This window comes from Enterococcus raffinosus (assembly GCF_018917525.1).
Taxonomy (GTDB): Bacteria; Bacillota; Bacilli; order Lactobacillales; family Enterococcaceae; genus Enterococcus_A; species Enterococcus_A raffinosus_A.
Window position 1 is genome coordinate 144,096 of the sequence record NZ_JAHLOS010000005.1, and the last position, 23,204, is coordinate 167,299.

A 23,204-nucleotide genomic window follows, 5' to 3' on the forward strand; every position below is an offset into this window, starting at 1 on the left:
TTAATCAGCTAATGAGTCATACACACATTTCCAAGTCTCAAAATAGGCTTCCAAGGAATAGTGTTGATGAATCGTCTGTTTAGCATTAATAGAAAATCGTTTACGCTTTTCCAAATTAGAGAAAAAGCTGATAATTGCTTGTTCCATTTGATCGATGTCCCCAGGTGTGACAAGAAAACCGTTCTCTTGATGGTTTATCACCTGTCCGATCCCTCCAACATTTGTGGCCAGATTGGGAATGCCGCACCCCATCGTTTCTAAAATTGCCATCGGAATGCCTTCATGATAAGACGGCAAAAGATGTAAGCCGCAATCCTTCAATAGCTCCTCCTGATTCGTGGTCCAACCGTGTAATTCGACATTTTCACAGTTCAGCCGCTTCATTCGATCGATAATCTTCGAAGTCGTTTCATCCGTATCTCCGTACAGATGAAATCGGAGCTCCGGCATTTTTCTCTGAACTCGCTTGGCAAGCAACAAAATGTCCTGACTCCCTTTTCGTTCACAGATACGTCCAAAGGTGAGTACATTTGTGGAGCTGGCTTGATAGCTGTTTTCCGGAGGAACAAAAACAGCGTTATTTACGACGATTACTTTCGTTTTCGTCAGCGTCTGATAGTATTCCTTCCAGTCATCACCTAAGGCAACTACAAGATCGACACGGTCTAGTACCTTACGAATGTAACGTTGCTCAAATTTATTTGCCTCTTTATAGAACGTTTCAAAATTTGGTGCATGCATATGAAAAATGATTTTTGTTTCTTTTTTTATTGCTTTTATTAATAAAGCTTTTCGATAAAAGCTAACATCTTGAGACACATGGAAATGAACAATCGCTATTTCACGAATATGTGTAGCCTTAAAGAGTTGGCAAAAGGCACGAAAAGCGTAGAACAGCTTTCCCTTTTCATTCCACGAAAAAAAATAACGAATCTGGCTTTTCTGATTATTGGGATAATAATCAATAAAATTCTTGATTACAGTTGAAATCCCACCTTTTCCAGTACTTTTCGGTCCCACCATAATTATTCTTTTCATAGTTGCTCCTCTTTGATTACTTGGATGAACATGCAGGTAAAACCAAACACTGTCGCTGATAACGCTGAAAAAAGAACGTGTCCAACCAAAAAACTGTATACGATCGTAAAAATAAGTAAGAAAATACAAAATTTATTAAATCCTTGATAAGCCGCTACCCTTAGAAAATGAGTCATCACAGCTATCAAGACGATCGTTCCGATAATTCCATAAGAAAAAAACATATCGAAAAAATCCATTTCGATTAATCCGCCCTTTCGGCCATACCAATCCCATCGGTTCTCGAAGCCCGAACCAAACCAAAACACATATTGATTCTTGGGTAGCTGTGAAAAATTCGCGACAGCATCCTTCAGATAGACATTCCTAGAGCTCAACAGCAGCCGCGGCCAATCATCTTGATAAAGCGTGCGGAAATAAGTAAAGCGTGCTATTACACTAGATAAAGAATTTAATAGAAATTCTCTTCCCTTCATCACAAGAAAAAAGAGCAAACCAATCAAAAATTCAAAAATAAAGAATTGCTCATACAATGTTTGACTGCGATATCGAAACAAAAAATATCCAACCAAAAAAATCGAATAGAGAACTCCTGTCATCAATCCAGATTTTGTTCCGAGAATTAAAAGACAATACATATTTAAGAAATACAGCCCAACTAAAAATCCTGCCGGAATGATTCGCCGTTTCTGTTGAATAAGAAACCAACCAACAAAAAAAAGCATGATTAAAAAAGCATAAGCAATATCATTTGTAGCAAAGTAGAAGCCTTTAAAGCCTGCTGCATCATCGTACGTATTATTTCCTAGTCCAAGTACATAGGGAATGATTAGTCCCCCGATTAGAAAAACATCTAAAATAATCGTTAATCTAGCTAACTTCTCAATAGATAAAAACTTTCCGAACTGCTTCGCGAAAAAAGGAATCAGCAAACATAAATAAAACCGAATGACGTATGACAATTCCTCTACCAATAAATTGAAGCCTGTATTGAAGAAAAAGGCCTGGATGATACATATAATGGTTAGAGAAAAAAGAGTTATCAAAAGCAGCACATAATCGTCTGTTTGCTTTATTCCTTTGGTTAACACGCCGTAGAAAATATATGCTATAAAAAAAATTCGATAGACGGTTCCTAGTGGGATCGTATTTCCATAGGATATGAAGACACCGTTGAAAATATCCACTAAAGGAAAAATCATGATTAGTAATAAAAAAAAATGAATCTTCATGCGATCACTCAATAAATCACTCCTTTGTCAGAATTTAAAATAATGATTTAGCATAAAAATTAAATATAATTAATATTAATCTAGACTATATTTATCTAAACGTCTTTTTTTGTTAATTTTAAGTCAAAATTTGATTGGTAGACTTTTGTCCGAGGGTATAAAATAATAATTGCAAATTAATAAAACGAAATATTAACATTACAAAAGTCTATTTGTTTATCAATCACGATATTTCTTTTTGATTGTTTAACTATTTTTTATAAATTGTTAGAAGAAGGTGTCTATATAAAGATGTTTCTAATCCATCAAATCGCTGATCTTTTTGACAAGGAAACGTTCATAAAGATAGAAATAATTTGCTTATTGAAGGAAAGTAAAACATGGCTATCCATCGATGAATTGTCCTCACAATTAGAGATCAATCAACGTACCATATTGAAATACCTTACATTTATTGAAGAGGACATTGACTCCTTTACTTCCAATAAAGAAATCGTATTGAAAATTCATAATAAAAAAGGCTATTTTTTATACTATGATTTTGAACCGGCCTTAGAGGATTTAATTTTTCGAATGATTGAACAGACAATCAATTATCAGCTGATCATGAAAATTTTTTTTTCAAAAACGCCATCTATCATTCAGTTTTCACATCAGTATTATGTAAGTGAGTCGTCCTTATGGCGTATGATCAATAAATTCCGGAAAAATTTGGTCCCAAAAGGAATTTCCATTGAACGTCGTTCTTTAGAACTGATTGGAAATGAAATTCATATTCGTAATCTAAGTTTTTCCTTACTGCTATCTTCATACAGCAGAGGCGGCTGGCACTATGGAAGCACAACTAAGTTAGTTACCGAAAAAATTATCGATTACGTAATTAACTTTTTTCACTTATGTTTATCGGATTTTGAATATAAGAAGCTTTTCTGTATGATTGCGGTGTGTATTGAGCGGGCCAAAAAAGATAAGCATGTTCACTTAACAAAGGAATTATGGGAAAACATCGAAAAAAATGAACTGTTTGATCGTTTTTTCGATGAAATGAGAGATGTCTTGCCTAAGGAACTCCACCGACAGGATGAAATAGGATTTTTATTTTTATACGTTTTTACAATTGATGAAGTATTTAACAATACATATATAAGAAAAGAATTTATCGAATTCCACTATGAGCGAAATACGCAATTATTTCAGTCTGTTGAAGCATTCAAAAGCCTCTGGTTCGACCAACAAAAATTTTTTATTTCCAAAGATGATCTCAAAACGGTTGAAAAAAGTCTCTATAGCACACATTTGTATTGTCAATTATTTCAAAATAAACAATCCTCTGAATGCGATTCGCAGGATTCCTGTTTGTACAATAACGAAACCGTTTCTCCTAATCTAAAGGAACGAGCACGTGAGTTGATTGGTTTATTACAAAAAAAGACAAATTTTCCACTGTTTAGAGAAACGGACTATTTATTGTCTATTTATCCATTATTATTTGAAACGATCACTCCTATTCAAAAGGTAGAGGAGCCTTTACAAATTTTCTTAGCAACAGATTTAACAAATTTAGAAGAACAGCATCTGATAAAGATGATCAAAAGTGAATATCTTGGAAGATTTAAAATGGAGATTTATACCCACCATGATTGTCTACGCAAAAAAAATTCCCTTGATCTATTACTTTCAACAAGAAAAACCATTTTAGTAGATCAGCCCTCTCTTCCGAATATTGTCATTCCAAGAAAACCAACAAAACTTGATTTTTATACATTGGACACAAAATTAAATGAACTATTCACGGTCAAAAATCAGCAAAAAAGGCTTGTATCTTTTTGATGATACAAGCCTTTTAAACTATTTAAAAAAAGAAAAATGCTTTACTTTTTGATAATCTGGGCGCGTGACAGGATCTCCATTTAGTAAATCCTTAGTCATTTGTTCCATCTCTTTTACCCGATCTATTCCAAAATTTTTCTCAATTTCTTGATAAGCTTCCTTTAAATAGAACCCACGCTGCTGCATACTATGAGCATCCGAGGCGACCATAAAAGCTAACCGATTTGTCAACATTGTCTTGGCTGCTTTTTGAACCTTTGGACCAAAGAAACCGACAATACTTGGCGCGGTCACTTGGGTCAAAGCCCCCATTTCTAGATAGGGCAATAATCGGTTCGGTTCTTTTGAAAAAACAGCATTACGCTCAGGATGTACGATTACAGGTGTGTGCCCTCGATCAATTAGCTGAAAAAAAAGGGCATCTGTATACGCAGGAACTTCAATAGTAGGAAACTCAATTAATAAATATTGATCATCTAAATCTGTAAATAGTAGCCTTCGTTGTTGAATCTCCTTTAACAAATCACCAGTCAAACGAATCTCTTGTCCTTCAAAAAGTGTCAAATCAATCCCTCTCTGATTTATTTCTCTCTGTAAACTCTTAACAGCTGAAATTACCTTAGAAGCAGGATTGGTATAATGACCATTGTTATGATGAGGCGTACATAAAATGTGCGTGATTCCCTGGTTAACAGCAGCATGTGCCATAGCGATGCTCTCCTCAAGATTTTCTGGCCCATCATCTACTCCTGGAAGAATATGACAATGTAAATCGATCATGCCGACCACTCCAAACTGCTTTTGTTCGATTTTATCAAAAGCCCTAAACAATGACCCATCAAAAATCGTTCATTTTTTGACAATCAGTGATTTCGATAATCACAAAAGTTAGCCAACCATCCCATCTGAATGAAATTCAACGATTGAAACTAGTAACACGCTAATAACAAACCTGGTTAAACATAAAAAGCCTCTAGGTAGTCTAGTCTACCCAGAGGCTTTCAATATTTTTATCCCTCTTTAATTACTTATTCTACTATTTTCTTTTTCCAAAAAGTCTTTAAACCAGTAAAAACTCTTCTTAGGAACGCGCTTCATATCGCGAAGCTCATGATTTCCACGATTTACATACACCATACCGTACCGTTTCTCCATATCGCCCTTCGAACTTGGTAAATCAATCAACCCCCAGCCAAGATATCCTAATACTTCACATCCATCAATGGTCATGGCATCTTTCATGGCTTTAATATGTTGCTCATGGTAAAAAATCCGATAATCATCCTCGATCTGATTTTTTCCATCCCACTCTTCTTTTGTACCAATCCCATTTTCGACTGGGAAAATCGGGATATTGTACTTTTGATACATCTTATTGATAATATCTCTAAATCCCAGAGGATCAATTCCAAGTCCCCATTGATTTTTTGAAACAAATGGATTGTCAACCTCACCGAATGTTAAGTAGTAATTTGGTGCACTATCTGATGGAATATTTTTATGACTGATCGATCCGGTGCAATAATAGCTAAATGCCAGATAATCACTCGTAACTTTTTCGATCTCCAAAAGCTCTTCTTCTGTTATCACTAGATTTAGCCGGTTCTCTTGAAAGCGTCGAACTTGTTTAGAATAACCGCGTCCGCAAAATGCATTCAATAGATTTTGATTAATGAACTCATCCCATTCTCTTGCTACTTGGATATCTTTGGGATCATTTGTTGCAGGATACATGTCAGAATAGGCCAACATTCCGCCAATTTCGCCATCCGTCGTGGTATGAATATAATTAGCGATCTTCGCATGAGCTACCATGATATTATGTGCAATTTGATGAATATTTTCTGCTGTGTCTGCTGTTTTGAGCGTTCCGCCATAAAGTAGTGCTAACGGTGTCGAATACAAGTTTTGCTCATTAAACGTGACCCAGTACTTTACTTTATCCTTATACCTGTCTACTACCCTCTTCCCGTACTCCACGAAAGCGTCGACTACATGTTTACTCATGAATCCTTCATAATTTTCAGCTAAATTTAGCGGCATATCAAAATGATATAAACACAGCATAGGCTCTATATTTCGTGCCAGCATTGCATCAATGTAGCAATCATAAAACTGTAAGCCATCTTCATTGAACGTACCATCTCCCATCGGATTGATTCTCGACCAAGAGGTTTGAAAACGATAAAAATTCATTCCCATCTCTTGCAACAAATCAAGATCCTCTTCATATCTATGATAGCGATCAATTCCATGTTTCCAGTCTGAAGTATGTTCAGTCGCTTCACGAACATCGTAAACAGAAGGTCCTTTTCCGCCTTCATTCCACGCACCTTCTGTTTGCATGCTTGATGAAGAATCGCCCCAAAAAAATTTTTTCTTTCCCATTCTCTCATTCCAATCATTTTTTCTTGTTCTTCCTTGTTCCTTTTCCAAATCGCAATGATTAACCTGCTAGTGACTCAGCACTTGCTCGGGCAACTCGTTCACTGATTTTCAAGAATGGCAAGTAGAAAAAGACTAAGGCAACAATGATAATTGCCTGAACAATGATTGCTCGCCAGTCACCTGCAGTGGCCAAGAAACCACTGAGAAATGGTGGAGTAGTCCATGGAATCGTTACAACACACGGATTGACCAACCCCATAGATGTCGCTAAGTAACCAATGACTGTACCAACAATTGGAGATAAAACAAATGGAATGATCATTGGCAGATTGAACACAATCGGTAGGCCAAAGATCACAGGTTCATTAATGTTAAAGATATTTGGTCCCAAAGCCAATTTGGACAAATCCCTATATGCACGATAGCGACTAAAAAGTAGGATCGCAATCACCAAAGCAATGGTTGAACCAGTTCCACCCATTAGGGCACCATAAACCTGATGAAAGGCTGAATTAATAATGTGAGGAGCATGCTGTCCTGCTGCTACAGCGTCCATATTTTCGTTCATATTTACCATCAATAGTGGATCTAAGATCGGTCCGGTAACTACCGATTGATGAATTCCAAAAGAAAAGAGCAAGTTTCCAAGACAAACTAAAAGTAAATAACCAAATAGGGAGGTTCCTACACCACGCAATGGCTCTTGAATGAACCGCTCAATGATCGCCATAAAATCATTTCCAGTTAATTGAATCAGAAATGAGGCAAAACCAAATAATGAAACAACAATAACTAAAGGTATCATTGTATTAAATGATTTTCCTACTGCTGGTGGAACACTATCTCCCAAATTAATTTTCAACCTTTTTGATCGCGTTAATCGAATATACAGCTCTGTTGCGAGAAGGCCGGTAATGATTGCCGCAAATACACCCTTTGAACCAATATTTCCATAGCTGATTACGCCGTTGATTCTTACAGCCTGCTCTGCATCAATTGGTGTCGTTTCAATAATCATCGGAAGCAACGTCAGAAACGCTGGGACTACCGCGATGACTACACCGATTGGATTATCGTATTCTCTATTTTTAGCCAAGAAATAACCAATTGCGATGACAAGAATGATACCCGTAATATTTAATGTTGAGTTAGTAATAATATTTCCCCAATTTTGCCAAGTTGCCATTGTCTCTGCGCTAATAAAGCTTTTGAACCAGCCTGTAGAATCCAACACAACTGAATTAATTAGAATAGCAATTCCCGCTAAAATGAATAGCGGCATGATCGTTGCAAATGAATCACGCAATGTTCTCAAATAAATCTGATCTCCGATTTTCTGAGCTGTCAGAACAAATTTCCCCATCAAAGCTTCTCTTTTTTGCTTTTTATCCTCATTCATTATTTGTGCCTCCAATTTTTTACAGCCACGCGTTAGCTTTAAAAATATACTACCATTTAAAAGCGCTTTTGTAAACACTTATTTATATTTGTATACACTAATTTTCCATCGATAAAAAAAGCTTTTACTTGAAGATTCAAGAAAAAGCTTTAATACTTAATTAATATCAGCAACGATTTTTCCAGATGTGTACGGATACCTTGTCTTGGATAAATCAAACGGCGTACCATCATCAAAAAATACTACTTGATTCGTCTCTAAAATAGGATCGCCTACTTCAATGCCGAACTCTTCACTATCCAGTTCATTCGCCTTAGAAGCAATAATCACTCGTTGCGCAGCACTGATTACATATCCTAACTCTTCTCGTATATAGTTATAGATAGAGCCCATTAAAATGTTCTCATCCAAATCTTTTATATATTTCAAAGGCATGATCGATGTTTCAATACTTCTTGCTTCTTCCTTTACATATCTGACACGCTTAATATCATAGACCGGATCAGTGCGCTTAATTTTCAAGGTCTCAAACTCGTAATCAGTCGGGAATCGCACTTCGAAACGGAGGATTTTACTTGTTACCTCTACCCCTTCTTGAATAGATGTACCGAATACACTATTCATTTGTGTGACATCCTTGTTGTTCTTTTTGATATTGGTTCTAACATAAGTACCAGACCCACGTCTTGTATACAACAAGCCTTCATCAATTAACAATTGAATAGCTTTTCTCACTGTTACTCGACTCGTATTGTAGGTTCTTGCTAGAGTTTCTTGATCCGGTAACAGTTCTCCTTCCTTGAACTCGCCTTCTACGATTTTTTTTTTAAAGCAATCGCGATTTCTTTATACTTAGGCATGTCTATCGCCTCCCATAATTTGTATATACTTATATCCTAATAGATTAGACTAGATTTGTAAACACTATATACATATACAAGTAGATTAATCGCTGATTTTTTTTGATTAAAGACAAAAAAAGTCTCAGCATCACTTTTTGGATGCTAAGACTTTTTCGTACGAGTATTCAAATCGTTGACTATTGTTTACAAATTACTCTGTCTTGCAAAGTACATCGCAATGAGAGAGATCCGTGAAAGCCGAACCACTCATCCAATCAATTTTTTTCCTTTACTTTCTCAACCTTCAGCTAAATTCCGTCATAAATTGATACACCGCACCGATGAGATTAGCATCCGCTAAATATTTGCAGCTCATTATTTCTGCAGTCTGATCCTGCGCTCTTTTAGTTTCCAGCAATGCACCAATTTCATTTCGAAGACGTTCCACAACACCTGGTCTTCTTGAAATTCCTCCGCCGATCAATAACCGATCGACATCCAAACTGACCAGTACATTATAAGCTCCGATCGCTAGGTTCGCATAAAACTGATCGACATATTTTTTAGCTAATCCCTCTTGAACTGCATCAAATACATGGACCGCATCGTAGCTCTTTCCATCTGCTTTTTCGATCGAATATTTTTTTGCCAAATTAACAGGGCTGACTAACTCACTGAATGTTTGGTGTTTTTCATTTAAGATCATATAACCAAATTCACCGCCAAATAAATGCGGTCCTGCATATAGTTTTCTATCTAAAACAATAGCTCCACCTACGCCTGAACCAATGATAAGAAAAGCACTGTTGGCTACCTCGGCCGCATTGCCCTTCCACACTTCGGCCAGTGCCGCACAATTAGCATCATTTTGAATCGAGACGGGCAAGCCGAAAAGCTGCTTCAGCTCTTTTTTGATTTCAAAACGATGAATATACTCAATCGCACTCAATCCATAAATGATTCCCGCTTGTGTATCAACTGAACCAGGAGAACTGATCGCGACTCCTGAAAATTCAAGTGTCGAGCTTTTCAACTCCGCAATGAACTGCTGCTTCATCGCTTCCCAAGAATTCGGTGTAGGCAAACTTTTTTTCGCGTCTAACTGCTCGCCATCCCAGGTGGCATACTTGATTGTCGAGCCACCAATATCAATAACAAAAAGATTCATTCTCATCTGCTCCTTTTAAAAAAAGTATGAGCTCACTGCTCATACTTTTCAAAAATTGATTAAATCATATCCGGTTGTTTATCCAATGCTCGCAGGAACGGTAACCAAATCATTCCAACAATCAGGAAGTCAATCACCTGCAGCAAGCCGCCTAGCCAAGAGTTGGTTGCTAGTACACCGCTGGCAATAATCGGAACAGTCCATGGCACGGATACCCCGGTTGGCGCAGGAACGATTCCGGCTGCCATCACTAAATAATTTAACGTAGTCACAACGATTGGTGCGATAACCCATGGAATGAGGATCGTCGCATTTAACACGATCGGCAGACCAAAGATGACCGGCTCATTTACGTTGAAGATTCCAGGTCCTAATGCCAAACGACCGATGTCCTTATACTGTTTCTTCTTCATCAGAAACGCCAAGATGATGACTACTGCCAACGTCATTCCTGATCCGCCTAAACCAACAGTGAACGTTTCCATAAATGGTTTCGTAACAATATGCGGTAACGTATCGCCGGCCTTGTATGCTTCTAGGTTATCAAGCATTAAGGTATTCCAAATCGGGTCCATTACTGAATTGACAATAATCTGTCCATGTAAACCAAAGAACCATAAAAATTGAATGAAGAAAATGGATACAAGTGTTGCTGGCAAGCTACTACCCAATCCAGTCAACGGCTTTTGAATCACATCATAAATGACATCATGCAGATTGGCATTAAATACGCCTACCATGACGGCATTAATCACTAAAAAGACCGTTAATGTCAGAATTGCGGGAATCATAGCCGCAAAGGATTTAGTTACTGCAGGGGGAACGCCATCTGGCATTCTGATCTGCCAACCACGTTTTGTGACTCGGCAATAAATCTCAGCCGCTACGAAAGCCGCAATCATTCCTAAAAACATCCCTTTTGCCCCAAGTCTATCGAGACTCAGTACACCGCTAACAGTTTCTCCAGATTCAGTACTCATAAAGAAAGGAGTCAAGATCAAGAAGCTTGAAAAAGCCACCGCTCCGCCAAAAATACCTTCCACATCATAGGATTTAGATAAATAATAGCCGATACCGAATGTAACAAAAACCGTCATGATGCTCATTGTCGCGTTCTGTCCATTTCCAAATAAATTAGACAGCACTCCTTTTGTATCATCACTGAAAAACGGTAAATTGTTAATAACTACAATAATGGAACCAAACATCGTCAATGGAAACGCCAACATAAAAGAGTCGCGCAAAACCATTAAGTACCGATTGTCGCCTAACCAGTTTGCTAAAGGCATGATTTTTTCACTTAGTTTATCCATAAAACCATTCATTCTTCGTCACCTCTTATTTTTTAGTAATCGATTACATTCCTATAATACCATCATCTTCGTTATAAGTCTACATATTTATATTAAAAAGTATAGATTAATATTAGGAATAATCAGTACTACTTATGTAAGTTGTGGAATCCATATTATTGGAAAACTTGTTCTGCCAAAGCAGCTTCAAAAAACGAAACTTCAGCACAAAAAAACGCTACAAACAAGCAAATTAACCTGTTCATAACGCTTTTTATTTTGACGACTACTTTGTTAAAACCATTTCCGCTTTAAAATGATCATGGTGATGAATGGTGGTAGAATACTCAAAAGCAGCACCATTTGACAAATATCCGACTTGTTCAGCCACACCTACAGGTTCGTTAACCTGCATGTGCAATTCCTCAGCCTCGTCTTCTGTTGCCCCTCTGACTTTGATAATCCGGTGAGCGCTTTGAATGACGAGCCCTAGCTCATTTTCTATATAATCATAGATCGAATGCTTTACATGTGTGAGCTTCAAATTCATGATCAGATTAATCGGCATATAGGTGACTTCAATAGCATAAGGAACCTTATCCACATAGCGTACCCGATGAATGAAATAAACGAAATCATCCTCTGAGATATTTAGCTTTTCTTGAATCTTTTCATCTGGTTGAACGACTGAAAAGTTTAGGACCTTACTTGTTACTTCATTTTGCGGATACTCTGCCGTTTTTCCGCGGAACTGATTAGTAATCGAGATCCGTTTTAACTCCGTATTGGATAAATCCTTAATAAACGTTCCAGATCCGCGCCTTTTAATAATCAAGCCCTCTGCTACAAGAATATCTAGTGCTTGTTTTACGGTCATCTTACTGGCATCGTATTCAACCCCTAGCTCTTTTTCTGAAGGCAGCTTCTCATTCGCCTTAAATGTTCCATCGATGATTTTATTTTTTAGATCATTTGAAATATGGATATACTTTTTCATTTAATGACCTCCTCTTGATTTCTCTACTATTATAGCCCAGCACCTCCAACTTGGTCTATACTAATTAGAAAGAATAGTATGAAACTTAATTTATATAGATTCATACTTTTACACGAAAAAAAGGTACAAATCTTAGTGATTCGTACCTCTTCCTGTTTTAATCCATTCGTTTGTAGAGATCAACGATTTCCTTAGCTAAATCAGTAAATGCAATCGAGGTCATCAAATGATCTTGACTGTGAACAGCTAAGAGTGAAATTTCCATATTGTTCCCTTGCGCTTCCTGCGTTAGCAATCCTGTTTGTGCGTGATGAGCTTCTACCAAAGCATTTTCCGCCGCCGAAATTTTCGCTTCAGACTCAACGAAATCCGCTCGCTTAGCCGCTTGAATCGCTTCAACCGCATCGCTTTTCGCATTACCAGAATGAATGATCAATCCCATAATCGCTTCTAAATTTTGTTGTTCCATTGTATAGCCTCCCTATTGATTCATCAATCTTTTGGCTTCCTGCAAGACCTTTTGACCATTCATCATCCCATAATCAGCCATATTAATGACTGCTACCGGAATACCTTTATCAGCAAGCTTATCCTCATATTGCTTTTGCATGAAACGAACTTGTGGGCCTAATAATAAAACGTCTACATTTTTCTCTGCCAAAGTATTATTGGCCTCTGTCGACGAAACCGCGAAGATATCCGCATCAAAATTCTCCTCTTTCGCAGCGGCCTCCATCTTCGTCACTAACAAACTCGTACTCATTCCTGCTGAACAAACTAGCATAATTGTTTTCATCTGTCTTGATCCTCCTATTTATTTAATTTAGCAATTAATCGATCTGCTATTTCTACTTTATTTGCGGCGGCAACTTCTTTTATCCAATAGCCCGATTTTTTGATAGTTTTCTTTTGTGTGCGAATATCCGTAGAGATAAACCCATAGCGATTACGATACGCATTTTTCCAAGACCAGCAATCAATCGGTGTCCATAGATGATAGCCAAAGCAATTAGAGCCTTCTTCCATTCCCTTATGCAGCCAATACAGGTGTTCTTGAATGAACTGAATGCGGTAATCATCCTCGATCATTCCTTGTTCGTTCAAGTAACGTTCCTCCCGTGAAACGCCCATCCCATTTTCTGACACAAACCATTCGATATTATTGTAATTGTCACGAATATTAATGGCAATATCATAGACCGCTTTCGGATAAATTTCCCATCCTTTGTCTACATTCATCCGTCTGCCCGGCATTTGATACTCTTCAAAATATTTTTCAGGCAGCCAATCTACCGCCAAACTATCTGGTGAAACCTCGGGTGCTTTTACACGATGTGGATGATAAAAATTCACACCTAAATAGTCGATCGTGTTGTCCTTAATCAGTTGGAGTTCCTCGTCGCTAGTCTCCCAAAGGACACCATCCTCCGCTAATCTTTCGGTCAAGCCTGCTGGAAATTCGCCTAAGGTTGAAGCATTCATATACAATTGATTCAACCATAAATCAGCAAATTCGGCCGCTGCCAAATCTGATTCCTTCTGACTGGCAGGATAAGCAGGGGTTAAATTTAAAATGATTCCGATTCGACCTGCTGGATTTGGATTGACTTTTTTAAAGCAAGCAATCGCCTTGGCTGAAGCTAATTGAATGTTATAAGCCACCTGCACCGCCTTCTTCCCATCCACAAGGTTCGGATAATGGAATTGATGCAGGTATTCTCCTTCAACCACCACCATCGGCTCGTTAAACGTAAACCAATCCGTGACACGATCTCCAAACAGCTTGAAGCACTGTTCGGCGAACTTAACGAACAACTCTACGACATGCTTAGATTCCCACCCGCCATATTTGTGATAAAGCGCCACCGGCAAATCAAAGTGATGCAAATTAATGACTGGTTTAATGCCATTTTTGATGAATTCATCAATGACGTCATTATAGAAGCGAACATTATCTTCATTCAACGTAGCGGTTTCAAAATCGTCAATCAGCCGCGTCCATTGAATCGATGTACGTACCGAGTTCAATCCGATCTCCTTCATTAAACGGATGTCTTTCTTGAAATCGTTGTAGAAATTTGACGCCACATTTGGTCCTATTTGATCGTAAAAGGCTTCTGGCTCAATATCGTACCAATAATCAAACATGTTGGCGTGCTCTTTATTGAACCGTCCTTCTGATTGAGGCCCTGAAGTTGCGGCACCCCACCAAAAATTACTTGGAAATTTAATTTGCATCGTTTATTCTCCTCCTGAAATTTTCTTTGCTAATACCAATCCGCCAATAATACCTGCGCGATTATTCAGTTTACTAGAAACAATGAAATGCTCGATAGATTTAACGGACAGCTACCATTTTCACCATTGATTTCGGTTACATTCTATTCATCAGCATTTCTACTAACTTTTTGTTCCGCCTGATTCAATCACCACCAGCATCTCAACTCCTCCAATTCATTTATATTATATATACTATATTTTTAAATGTCTATACTTTTGTATAAAAAAGTCAGATGTTTATTTTTTTACGGAATATTGAGCTGATTTGATCTCGCTTATTGCTTTTCTCTCCAAACCTAGTACACTAACTATAAGCATAAAAACACATGGCGGTTGGTAGTCCGCCGCATGAAAATGTCAGTAACCTGCCCTCCCGGGTTGTCCATTGCTTGAAATCATTTCAAGAGGGAGGTGTCATCATGAAGTTGACAATTTACTTCGATGGCAGTTTTTGGTGTGGCTTGATAGAGGTTGAGCACGAGGATCATTACCAAGCAATCCGGTATGTTTTTGGCCCCGAGCCAAAGGATGCGGATGTCTGGGAATTTGTCACCAAACGTTTGCCACAGCTGTTGGAGCAGACAGGCACTGTCGCCAGTCAGAAAAAAGCAGCGGAAAAGAAACTCAGCCCCAAACGGATGCAGCGGCTGATCAATCGTGAAAAACGGCAGCCAGTCGTTTCAACCAAAGCTCAGATTGCGATGAATGAGATTCGTGAGCAGGCAAAGGCGGAAAATAAATCGCAAAAGCGACGAAAAAAAGCCGAGTATGCCGACAAACGATTTCAACAGAAGCAAGCCAAAAAACGCGAAAAGCACAAAGGTCATTAACAAGAAACAGCCCAAATCTAGCTAGATTTGGGCTGTTTCTGCGTATTCGATTTATTGATTTGCTGGCAATGATTGCATCAAAGCAAAGAAATGTTCCGCATCGCCAGTACTGAAATAGTTATACCAAGCATCCAGTGTAGCTGCTTCAAAGACCCCTAACTGCTCGATGATTTGTTTTGCCCACAGCAAACCGCCAGTTGAACTAGCAGTAATCAGATTATCACCTACCACAGAGGGCTCATCTCGATAGTAGTCCTGTCCTTTATAACTAGGCGCCACCATTTCAAGAAAGCCTGGGCCATTACTCGTATGAGGCCGCTCATCTAATAATCCAAAATTTGCAAGTGCAGCCGTTGCCCCACAGATTGCCCCCACCATAGCACCGATTGAAAGAAACTCGCTGGCTTTTTCGAGGATTGGGTAATGTTTTTGATCGTTCCATGTATTCGAACCAGGTAGTAACAAGACATTTGCTTCTGCTACCTCGATGTCAGCAATCACACAATCAGGTACGACCGTCATCCCACCCATTGTCGTGATGGGTTCTTTAGAATAACTGACTGTTTTTACCGCGATATCTGGTGCTCCTTCATTAAAAAACCGACACGAGTTCAGCTCTGCTGTCACGTGTCCTAATTCCCAGTCAGCTAACGTATCCATCACATAAACATAAATTGTACTCATAAATTTCCGCCTCCAATAACTTTCTATAAACCTAGTATACCTGGCAATCGTTGACAACAGTATGGCAACAATCTAAACTGATAGTAAGAAAATTTTGAAAAGAGGAAAAATCCATGAAGATGGATAGATTGCTGAGCATTACGATGCTGCTGCTAGATAAGAAACGGATTGGCGCTAAAGAGCTGGCAGAAAAATTCGAAGTATCCCCGCGAACGATTTACCGCGACATCGACATCCTTAACTTGGCAGGGATTCCTATCCGGTCAACATCAGGAGTTGGCGGCGGCTTTGAGATTATGGAAAACTATAAGATGGATAAAAAAGTCTTCTCCTCTGCCGATCTCTCCACCATTTTGACAAGTCTTTCTGGTTTCTCCAACATGATGCAGGGAAAAGAACTAGCCAGCGCTCTGGCAAAGGTCAAAAGCTTTATTCCCGCGGATCGAGCAAAGGATATTGAAACAAAGATCAATCAATTCAACGTTGACTTAAGTCCATGGATAGGGAATCGGAATCTACAGCACTACATCGAAACGATTAAATCTGCCTTGCAGGAAAACCTGTTACTCGTCTTTAGCTATTCAGATCAGCATGGCAGAAGCTCTCGGCGGATAATCGAGCCTTACCAGCTTATTTTGAAAAATAGTCAGTGGTATTTGCAGGGGTATTGCCTGACTAAAGAAGATTTTCGTCTGTTCAAGGTTAATCGCATGACCAAATTGCAAATGAAAGAGGAACATTTTGTCCCGCGAGAGCATCAAAAACCGCAGTTGGATTTTACAGAATATTTGGATGCCATGCAAACCACTATCAAACTTCGCATTCATCGCTCGGTTATGGATATGGTGCTGGATTATTGTACATTTGAAAATTTTTCACCTGATGGCGATAGTCATTACATCGTTGACTTTCCTTTTATCGAAAATGATTACTACTATAATATCCTTTTCAGTTTTGGGAAGAACTGCGAATGCCTTGAGCCGCCGCAAGTCCGCGCAGAAATGAAACGCAAAATCAAAGAAATCGCTGATTTATATGATTAAAAAAGAGGAGGACACCAGATTCTTAATGAATCTGGTGTCCTCCTCTTAAAAATCAAGAAGCGCGGATTGGTGAAACCTTGGAGTCCCCTTCTTTATGAAGCTCTGATGGCTCAATCGAATACTGTACCTTGATACGATCACTAACAAAATAATTATCAACCCCTTGAAGCAGCTGCCAGTTTACACTGACACAGCCCGGTCTGCGATACTTTTCATCGCTTTGATAATTTTCGTACAGGACAAACCAAGGAACTAGGGAGGTTCCCTTGCCATTTTCATCCATATAGCGTTCATCTGTGTCAAACCGGACAATATCTCCCGAATCATCAAAGGTAAATCGCCCTTTGACACTGACACCCTTCCAGCTGATCGTCCCTTCAACCCTTCGCTGATCAATCGTTTTCCATGTTATGTACTCTTGCAAAAATAAACTCGGCATAAAAACCGCATCCGCCAGCGCTGTAATCAGCTGGCTTTGATCCATCTCGGGCCCCGTGGAATGAAACAATTGAAAATGTTTCGCTAGCACACCGATCATTGACCCCTTGCCATCTTGAACACTATCTCTCACTTGAACCGGCAAGCCAAACATGCGCACCTTCAAAAAGGCATAGCGATCGGGTCGCCCGACAAAGTTCACCTGACAAAAATCAATCGGAATCGGATTTTTTCCCGCCTCCATCCGAAACTTTGTATTCTCAAATCGAATATACATGTTACGCATCATGGGTTGATTGACATAGCCGTTCTTCTTTAAATATTTCTTTAACGGTTGCGGCAAATCTGCAATCGCCTCTTCTGTAATGAGCCCTGACTGCGAAGAATTATTCTCCTCTTGTTGAAAAGAAGACGCGACATCCGCTACATATTTCTTCCAAGCCGGACCACCTGGGATAATCAGATAGATAATGACTAGCACTAAAACAATAATAAATCCCCATACAAGCATCATGGTCATTCTTCCTTTCATAAATAGTTTGTTCCTACTTCTCACTATACATGAAATTACGGCAACCGCCATCCGCCCAAAGGCTTAAAAAAGTGGATAATTTCACCGGCTCCGCCGATCTAGCTTTTCAAATCTATACCATCCAACCAAACCTCGTACTGCTTAATTTGGATGAAAAAAAGATTACTCACAAACTCAAAAAACAGACGAGCCCAAATCAGGTTCATCTGCTTAACAATGGTGTTTATTTTTTACAAAAGGCGATGATTTTCTCCATCATCTTTTTATAGGCATCTTGATTCAAGGTCTCTTCTCCACCTAAAATTAGTGTACTTGTTTGAACTGCCCCTCCAATCGAATGCCCAACTCCCGGAAAAACCAGGACTTCAGTGGTTAAGCCGGAGCGCTGCCTTTGCAATTCTTCAACCATTTGATTCGAGGGCCAAAGCTGATCGTCGTCACCTGCAATCAACAATAACTCCCCTTGAAATTTTTCTATTTTGATTCGAGCGGCTTCACGATTTTCATTCAATGCAATGCATAGCTCATAAATATTGCGAAAAGAAACTGGTTTTTTTCGGAAGGTTCGGGCCAAATAATGCATAAGTGGGCGAATAGTCGCCAAACGTATCTTTTTTCTTACCGTTACTAAAGAAAGATAAGGAACTTCTTGACCATTTTTTGTCCACGAGGAGGTTTCGACAGCCATTGAGCCTAACCCATAAAAAACATGACTGCTAGGAACGATTCCAATAAGTTTATCAATGCTTTGATTATATTCACTGCCCAACAACAGCGACAGCTCTGCGCCCTTTGACTCTCCTAAAACAATTAGTTTCGCTGAGTTTTCAAAATGTTCCTTTACATAATCCAGTGCATCTTCAAATAGTTCGATCGGTACCTGTTTCAACTCACTTGGCAAATTGGGCTTGCCAAAAAAGAATAGCGCCAGTACTTCAAACCCTGCTTTTGCCAGCTCTTCAGCCTTTTGATAATTGCAGCCGCCCTCTGACCCGCCAAAAACGATTGCGGCACCTAATGAATCAGCATCGCCGTCTTTTAAATAGAAACCCTGTAACCGTCCTTGATCGACTTTCTCAACTACTATCTTTTTTATCTCCAATGGTTTCCTCCCCCTGCATCTCTTCTACTCCATTAATTTTATCATTTAACCACAGACATCTGTAGTTAGTCAGAAAAAACAAGCCTGCTAATGATCCTATCGCTACGATAAAACTTTTATTTATTTCGGTAACCTGATAAAATAATCGATGAAGTGAACGACTGTTATTCCATTCAAACGAATAGGAGCTTTTAACTATGGAAGAAAAAGAATTAAATGTGGTACTCACACAAAAATACATGGAGCTAAATAGTTTATTTATGCAATTTTTCCGTGAGAACTCCCGTGGACCTTTCAAATTTGAAAATAGAAATCGTGGGCAGGGACAAATTTTAAGTATCATTCGCCAGCACGGGACGATTTCTCAAAAGGATTTGGTTAGCCGCCTAGATATGCGTCCGCAATCGGCCTCTGAAATGATCCGGAAGCTAGAAAAAAAAGAATATATCACTCGAGAAAAATCTGAGGAAGACAAGCGTGTAATGAATATTCACCTAACGACCCGTGGAAAAATCGCTGCTCAACAAAGCGATGATTTCCAACCTGTCGTTTTGGACGTGTTGACAACAGAGGAAAAGGAACAGTTTGACCATATCATGTCGAAGCTGATCAATGAAATCGAACCGCAGGTCAAGCATAAACCGCGAAATCGCTGGGGACGACCATAAAAAAGCCTTAAGAGAAGTAAGACTCTCTTAAGGCTTCTAGTTTATATGCATGGATTATTTTTTTCGTTCCTTAATTTTCTTGGTTAGAAAACCGATAACGAACACCGATAAAATTTTGAAGAGCAATGAACGAACTGCGCTCTCTTTTTTTGGTGCGTTCTTTTTATTTGATTTGTGATATCGGGAATGATTTTTGGGACGATCCCAAGTATTTTTAAATACGTTTACCATCGAAATTTTTCCTCCTTATAATTTCATCTATTGCGTTCACCACATTAGCCAAGCTTTCGAGTTGAGGAGATTTTTGCTGAAGAAGCTTCTTCTTCGTCAGTGAAAGCAGTCAGCTCTTCGTATTCTTCATAGTATTTTTTCAATGATGAGGTGAATTCTGGGCTCCAAGGCTTTACATGTCCTGAATAATGAATGATCATAGGATCTCTGCGCGTCTCGAAATATTCTTTTTCACCTTCAGGATCTGGATGTTCTACCTCACGCTTCATGATATAGCTCTGTGCATTCCATTTTGGGTGAAGTTGCAGCCATTGATCATGTAGAATCGCATTCAAGGCATCTTGGTCGTGAAATTTCAGTTTCTCAGGATTGTCATGAATGAAGCGCAACACTCGCTTAGTCACATTCTCCGCAAGCCATTTTTTCATATTGATCAGCATGAAACCAGAATTAAAGTATTTGGTCGAGTCACAGGCGATCTCCATTTTTTCTAAACGTTGATGAAACCCTGCGTCTTCTACTGCAGCTAATGTATAATCAGATAAATCAATCTCCCAAAGTTCAGAAATGTCTCCTAATGCGATCATATCGCAATCTAAATAGAGAATTCTTTCAAGGTCTTGATCGTTGAATAATTCGGGAATCGCAATCCGATAATACGCGGTTTCTGGAATTCGATCACTTTCTACCGCATCTGAAAAATATTTCTTGTCTATTGTTAAAAAGTGCAACATTGCATCATATTCTTTAAGCGTCTCGCGCATCAAGCGTTTATTAGCAATACTGATTTCATCGTCAATCACATAAAAATCAAAGATCTTAGTTGAACGATCGGTATTTTCTAAAACCGAAACGAAGAGTGCAGATACGTGTTCCGCAAAGGCATCGTTGCAGCTTGATACGATTGTTATTTTATTATTTTTCATTTTACATTCACCGTCTTCATAAAAATACTTTTGTTCAAATAATCCATGTACATGTCTTGATAAGGATGATCCTCCAAGGTGTTCCAAGGCTTATCATGCCCCGTGAAATGAACCACCGCTGGATTTTTTCGTCCTGCTTCATAGGCCTTCTTGTATTCCTGCGTCGGTGCGGGATGCTTATCAAAAATCAATGAAGTCTGCATATTCCAACGAGGATGGAATGGCTGCCAATTCTCATACAGAACAGCATTCAAAGCATCTTGGTCATGGTAAATGATTTTATCACCATGATTTTTCAAATAATCAATGGTCTTTTCAGTAATATGCTGTTGATTCCATTGATCAACATCAATCATCATCACGCCTGAATTGAAATAATAATCCTCTGAGTCGATACCTAAACGTTCCAAGGCTTTCGTTTGTCCGGGATCAATGATCGCCCCGATTGTCTTTCCTTCTAAACTTTGTTCATAAAGCTTTTGTATATCATCAAGTACGAAGGTGTCTGAATCAATATATACAATTTTCCGATATTTTTTTTCTGCCAGAATCTTCGGCATTGAAATTCTGAAATAAGCGGTCGTCGTAATATGGTCGCTTACCAGAAAATCTTCGTAGACTTCTTCATCTACTTTTACAAATTGAATAACAGCTATATCAGAAAACTTGTGCACTGTTTGAATCAATTTTTCTTTGCTAGAAACAGATAAATCATCATCAATAACAAAGAAACGAATGGGTGTTTTTCTTGAAGTATTTTCAAGTAAAGTTGAAATCATTACACTCAGATAAGGAGCATAATTTTCATCAGCAGCTGTGACCACGGGAATTTCCTCGATTTTCGAGAACATAAATTCTTCACTCCTATCCAATATTTTGTCCTAATTAATAACGTTGTTTACAAAATCTAGCTTAGCCCCCTTGAAACGATTAAGCAAAATTTATGCTTTGATACCCCTCTCATTTATTCAAAAAATCGTTGGAAAACCCAAGCATTTTGCTTATTTTTGTCAATTATTAATTTTTTCTAAATTTTTTATTTTGGTTATTGTTTTTATAAACCGATTAAGAAATCGTGAGCGTTTAATTGTTCATTTTCTGAAAATTAGTCTACTCTTAAATTAAATTATTCAAAAAAAGGATGGATATTAGATGAAATTGGTAGCAGTAGATCTTGATGGCACCTTACTTAATAAAGAAGGACAAGTCCCTGAAGAAAATGCTTGGGCACTAAAGGAATTTGATCAGCAAGGAGGAACAGTCGCCTTGGCAACCGGTCGATCGATTCAGTCCGCTAAAGAGGTATTCGCACAATTGAATCTAAGCGGCTATACTCTAGCCTCCAATGGCGCTTATGTCGCACGGATCGAAAATGGTGAAATCAAAGAGGTGTTGAAAAGCTATACAATTATTCCAGAAACGGTTAAAACGGCCCTCTCTCTTGCTATGAAAACGGGTGTGACCGTCGTTGCCAGCCGTGCAACACAAGATGATCGCATTTCCTTTGCACAGGACAAGAATGAAGTCAACAGCCCGTATTATGCTCAATTTAACTTGAAGGAATCGAAAGCGGAAGATTTATGGGAACAGATCGATAAAGAAACAATCAGCTATTTTAAATTGGCCTTCACAGATAGTGATACGAGTAAATTAGTCAAATTACGCTCACAATTAGAAAAGAAACAGATTAATAGCTCTTACTCTGATAAGTATTGGTTAGAAGTGATGGCAGATGGGGTCAACAAAGGCGCGGCCTTGAAATTTTTAACTAGTTATTTATCTTTAGAGCTTTCAGAGGTGATAGCTTTTGGCGATCAGGAAAATGATCTAGAGATGCTGAAAATCAGCGGAAATAGCATTGCGATGGAAAACGCGGCTCCTGCTGTAAAAGAAATCGCGGATAAGTTGACAAAGTCGAATCAAGATTCCGGCGTTGCCTTTGTTTTGAAGGAATATCTTGCATAGAAAAGCTCGTTCGTGATGCCGAACATAATTAAAATATGCATACGAAAGAAGGAGCTATGACAAAAGTCTGGTTCTTTCTCAAGTTTGGTTATACAGGCCCTTCAAAGAAGATCGCTCAAGGAGAAATCTTCTTGGGTTGCCGAAAAAGCCAACAGACATTTTTGGGATAGATTGACTAATCCAGAACGACCATATACAATTCGTTTTATAAGCTTAAATTTGTTGTTATTACCTTCGACGAATCCAGAGCTTATACTATGGGATATCGCGTTTTTTATCGGGGCGATATCCCTTTTTATGCTCTGACAAAAAGAATCAA

The 23,204-nt window shown here is 38.6% G+C and carries 24 protein-coding genes; 5 read left to right on the forward strand and 19 right to left on the reverse strand.

Going from position 1 to position 23,204, the window contains the following annotated elements; translation table 11 throughout:
- Both KQI58_RS05780 and KQI58_RS05785 read right to left on the reverse strand, forming a co-directional pair.
- Complete coding sequence (locus KQI58_RS05780; RefSeq protein WP_216407278.1) at positions 1-1,038, reverse strand: glycosyltransferase family 4 protein; 1,038 nt, start codon at positions 1,036-1,038, stop codon at positions 1-3.
- A complete protein-coding gene (locus KQI58_RS05785; protein WP_216407280.1) occupies positions 1,035-2,282 on the reverse strand; it encodes an O-antigen ligase family protein in 1,248 nt (415 codons plus the stop codon). The genes KQI58_RS05780 and KQI58_RS05785 overlap by 4 nt, the downstream gene beginning before the upstream one ends.
- A 279-nt stretch (positions 2,283-2,561) precedes the next feature.
- Here KQI58_RS05785 and KQI58_RS05790 point away from each other — a divergent pair, with 279 nt between their 5' ends.
- Entirely contained in the window at positions 2,562-4,100 is a 1,539-nt protein-coding gene (locus tag KQI58_RS05790) for a helix-turn-helix domain-containing protein (RefSeq protein WP_216407283.1), read from the forward strand.
- Positions 4,101-4,118: 18 nt separating this feature from the next.
- On the opposite strand, the gene KQI58_RS05795 is transcribed toward KQI58_RS05790, so the two are convergent.
- The 10 genes from KQI58_RS05795 to KQI58_RS05840 form a co-directional block, all read right to left on the reverse strand.
- On the reverse strand, positions 4,119-4,880 hold the full coding sequence (locus tag KQI58_RS05795) for a tyrosine-protein phosphatase (protein ID WP_216407285.1): 762 nt from the start codon (positions 4,878-4,880) through the stop codon (positions 4,119-4,121).
- A gap of 240 nt (positions 4,881-5,120) precedes the next feature.
- Positions 5,121-6,488 (reverse strand): glycoside hydrolase family 1 protein, encoded by a 1,368-nt coding sequence (locus tag KQI58_RS05800; protein ID WP_216407287.1) that lies wholly within the window; start codon positions 6,486-6,488, stop codon positions 5,121-5,123.
- A gap of 58 nt (positions 6,489-6,546) precedes the next feature.
- On the reverse strand, positions 6,547-7,887 hold the full coding sequence (locus tag KQI58_RS05805) for a PTS sugar transporter subunit IIC (RefSeq protein WP_216407289.1): 1,341 nt from the start codon (positions 7,885-7,887) through the stop codon (positions 6,547-6,549).
- A gap of 156 nt (positions 7,888-8,043) precedes the next feature.
- Entirely contained in the window at positions 8,044-8,706 is a 663-nt protein-coding gene (locus KQI58_RS05810) for a GntR family transcriptional regulator (protein WP_367397918.1), read from the reverse strand.
- Between the two features lie 327 nt (positions 8,707-9,033).
- Positions 9,034-9,897 (reverse strand): ROK family protein, encoded by an 864-nt coding sequence (locus KQI58_RS05815; RefSeq protein ID WP_216407291.1) that lies wholly within the window; start codon positions 9,895-9,897, stop codon positions 9,034-9,036.
- A gap of 59 nt (positions 9,898-9,956) precedes the next feature.
- A complete protein-coding gene (gene celB / locus KQI58_RS05820; RefSeq protein ID WP_216407293.1) occupies positions 9,957-11,222 on the reverse strand; it encodes a PTS cellobiose transporter subunit IIC in 1,266 nt (421 codons plus the stop codon).
- Positions 11,223-11,475: 253 nt separating this feature from the next.
- Positions 11,476-12,186 carry a GntR family transcriptional regulator gene (locus KQI58_RS05825; RefSeq protein WP_216407295.1) on the reverse strand — a complete coding sequence of 237 codons (711 nt, stop codon included), beginning with the start codon at positions 12,184-12,186 and terminating at the stop codon, positions 11,476-11,478.
- 157 nt (positions 12,187-12,343) lie between these two features.
- The gene (locus tag KQI58_RS05830; RefSeq protein WP_216407297.1) at positions 12,344-12,655 is read right to left on the reverse strand and encodes a PTS lactose/cellobiose transporter subunit IIA; all 312 of its coding nucleotides are present in this window, start codon (positions 12,653-12,655) and stop codon (positions 12,344-12,346) included.
- 12 nt (positions 12,656-12,667) lie between these two features.
- Positions 12,668-12,982 (reverse strand): PTS sugar transporter subunit IIB, encoded by a 315-nt coding sequence (locus KQI58_RS05835; protein ID WP_216407299.1) that lies wholly within the window; start codon positions 12,980-12,982, stop codon positions 12,668-12,670.
- Positions 12,983-12,996: 14 nt separating this feature from the next.
- Positions 12,997-14,424, reverse strand: a complete 1,428-nt coding sequence (locus KQI58_RS05840) for a glycoside hydrolase family 1 protein (protein WP_216407301.1) — start codon at positions 14,422-14,424, stop codon at positions 12,997-12,999.
- Between the two features lie 461 nt (positions 14,425-14,885).
- Between KQI58_RS05840 and KQI58_RS05845 the strand changes: the two genes are divergently transcribed.
- Complete coding sequence (locus KQI58_RS05845; protein ID WP_216407303.1) at positions 14,886-15,296, forward strand: YjdF family protein; 411 nt, start codon at positions 14,886-14,888, stop codon at positions 15,294-15,296.
- A gap of 51 nt (positions 15,297-15,347) precedes the next feature.
- Here KQI58_RS05845 and KQI58_RS05850 read toward each other — a convergent pair whose 3' ends face one another.
- A complete protein-coding gene (locus tag KQI58_RS05850; protein WP_216407305.1) occupies positions 15,348-15,980 on the reverse strand; it encodes a type 1 glutamine amidotransferase family protein in 633 nt (210 codons plus the stop codon).
- A 113-nt stretch (positions 15,981-16,093) separates the two neighbouring features.
- Here KQI58_RS05850 and KQI58_RS05855 point away from each other — a divergent pair, with 113 nt between their 5' ends.
- Entirely contained in the window at positions 16,094-17,023 is a 930-nt protein-coding gene (locus tag KQI58_RS05855) for a helix-turn-helix transcriptional regulator (RefSeq protein WP_216407307.1), read from the forward strand.
- Between the two features lie 52 nt (positions 17,024-17,075).
- On the opposite strand, the gene KQI58_RS05860 is transcribed toward KQI58_RS05855, so the two are convergent.
- Together KQI58_RS05860 and KQI58_RS05865 are read right to left on the reverse strand one after the other, a co-directional pair.
- On the reverse strand, positions 17,076-17,975 hold the full coding sequence (locus KQI58_RS05860; protein WP_253295800.1) for a DUF6544 family protein: 900 nt from the start codon (positions 17,973-17,975) through the stop codon (positions 17,076-17,078).
- A gap of 241 nt (positions 17,976-18,216) precedes the next feature.
- Positions 18,217-19,095, reverse strand: coding sequence for an acyl-CoA thioester hydrolase/BAAT C-terminal domain-containing protein (locus tag KQI58_RS05865; RefSeq protein ID WP_216407312.1), 879 nt, complete (start codon positions 19,093-19,095; stop codon positions 18,217-18,219).
- Between the two features lie 197 nt (positions 19,096-19,292).
- On the opposite strand from KQI58_RS05865, the gene KQI58_RS05870 reads away from it, so the two are divergent.
- A complete protein-coding gene (locus tag KQI58_RS05870; protein WP_216407314.1) occupies positions 19,293-19,763 on the forward strand; it encodes a MarR family winged helix-turn-helix transcriptional regulator in 471 nt (156 codons plus the stop codon).
- 54 nt (positions 19,764-19,817) lie between these two features.
- Here KQI58_RS05870 and KQI58_RS05875 read toward each other — a convergent pair whose 3' ends face one another.
- The 3 genes from KQI58_RS05875 to KQI58_RS05885 are packed head-to-tail and all read right to left on the reverse strand — an operon-like array spanning position 19,818 to position 21,771.
- Positions 19,818-19,994: a hypothetical protein gene (locus tag KQI58_RS05875; protein ID WP_216407316.1), complete on the reverse strand. Its 177-nt coding sequence runs from the start codon at positions 19,992-19,994 to the stop codon at positions 19,818-19,820.
- A gap of 44 nt (positions 19,995-20,038) precedes the next feature.
- Positions 20,039-20,920: a glycosyltransferase family 8 protein gene (locus KQI58_RS05880; protein WP_216407318.1), complete on the reverse strand. Its 882-nt coding sequence runs from the start codon at positions 20,918-20,920 to the stop codon at positions 20,039-20,041.
- Positions 20,917-21,771: a glycosyltransferase family 8 protein gene (locus KQI58_RS05885; RefSeq protein WP_216407319.1), complete on the reverse strand. Its 855-nt coding sequence runs from the start codon at positions 21,769-21,771 to the stop codon at positions 20,917-20,919. Before KQI58_RS05885 ends, KQI58_RS05880 begins: the two co-directional genes overlap by 4 nt.
- A gap of 301 nt (positions 21,772-22,072) precedes the next feature.
- Between KQI58_RS05885 and KQI58_RS05890 the strand changes: the two genes are divergently transcribed.
- Positions 22,073-22,885 (forward strand): HAD family hydrolase, encoded by an 813-nt coding sequence (locus tag KQI58_RS05890; protein WP_216407321.1) that lies wholly within the window; start codon positions 22,073-22,075, stop codon positions 22,883-22,885.
- Positions 22,886-22,986: 101 nt separating this feature from the next.
- On the opposite strand, the gene KQI58_RS23120 is transcribed toward KQI58_RS05890, so the two are convergent.
- On the reverse strand, positions 22,987-23,204 hold a 218-nt coding region (locus KQI58_RS23120; RefSeq protein ID WP_216407323.1), incomplete at its 5' end, for a transposase.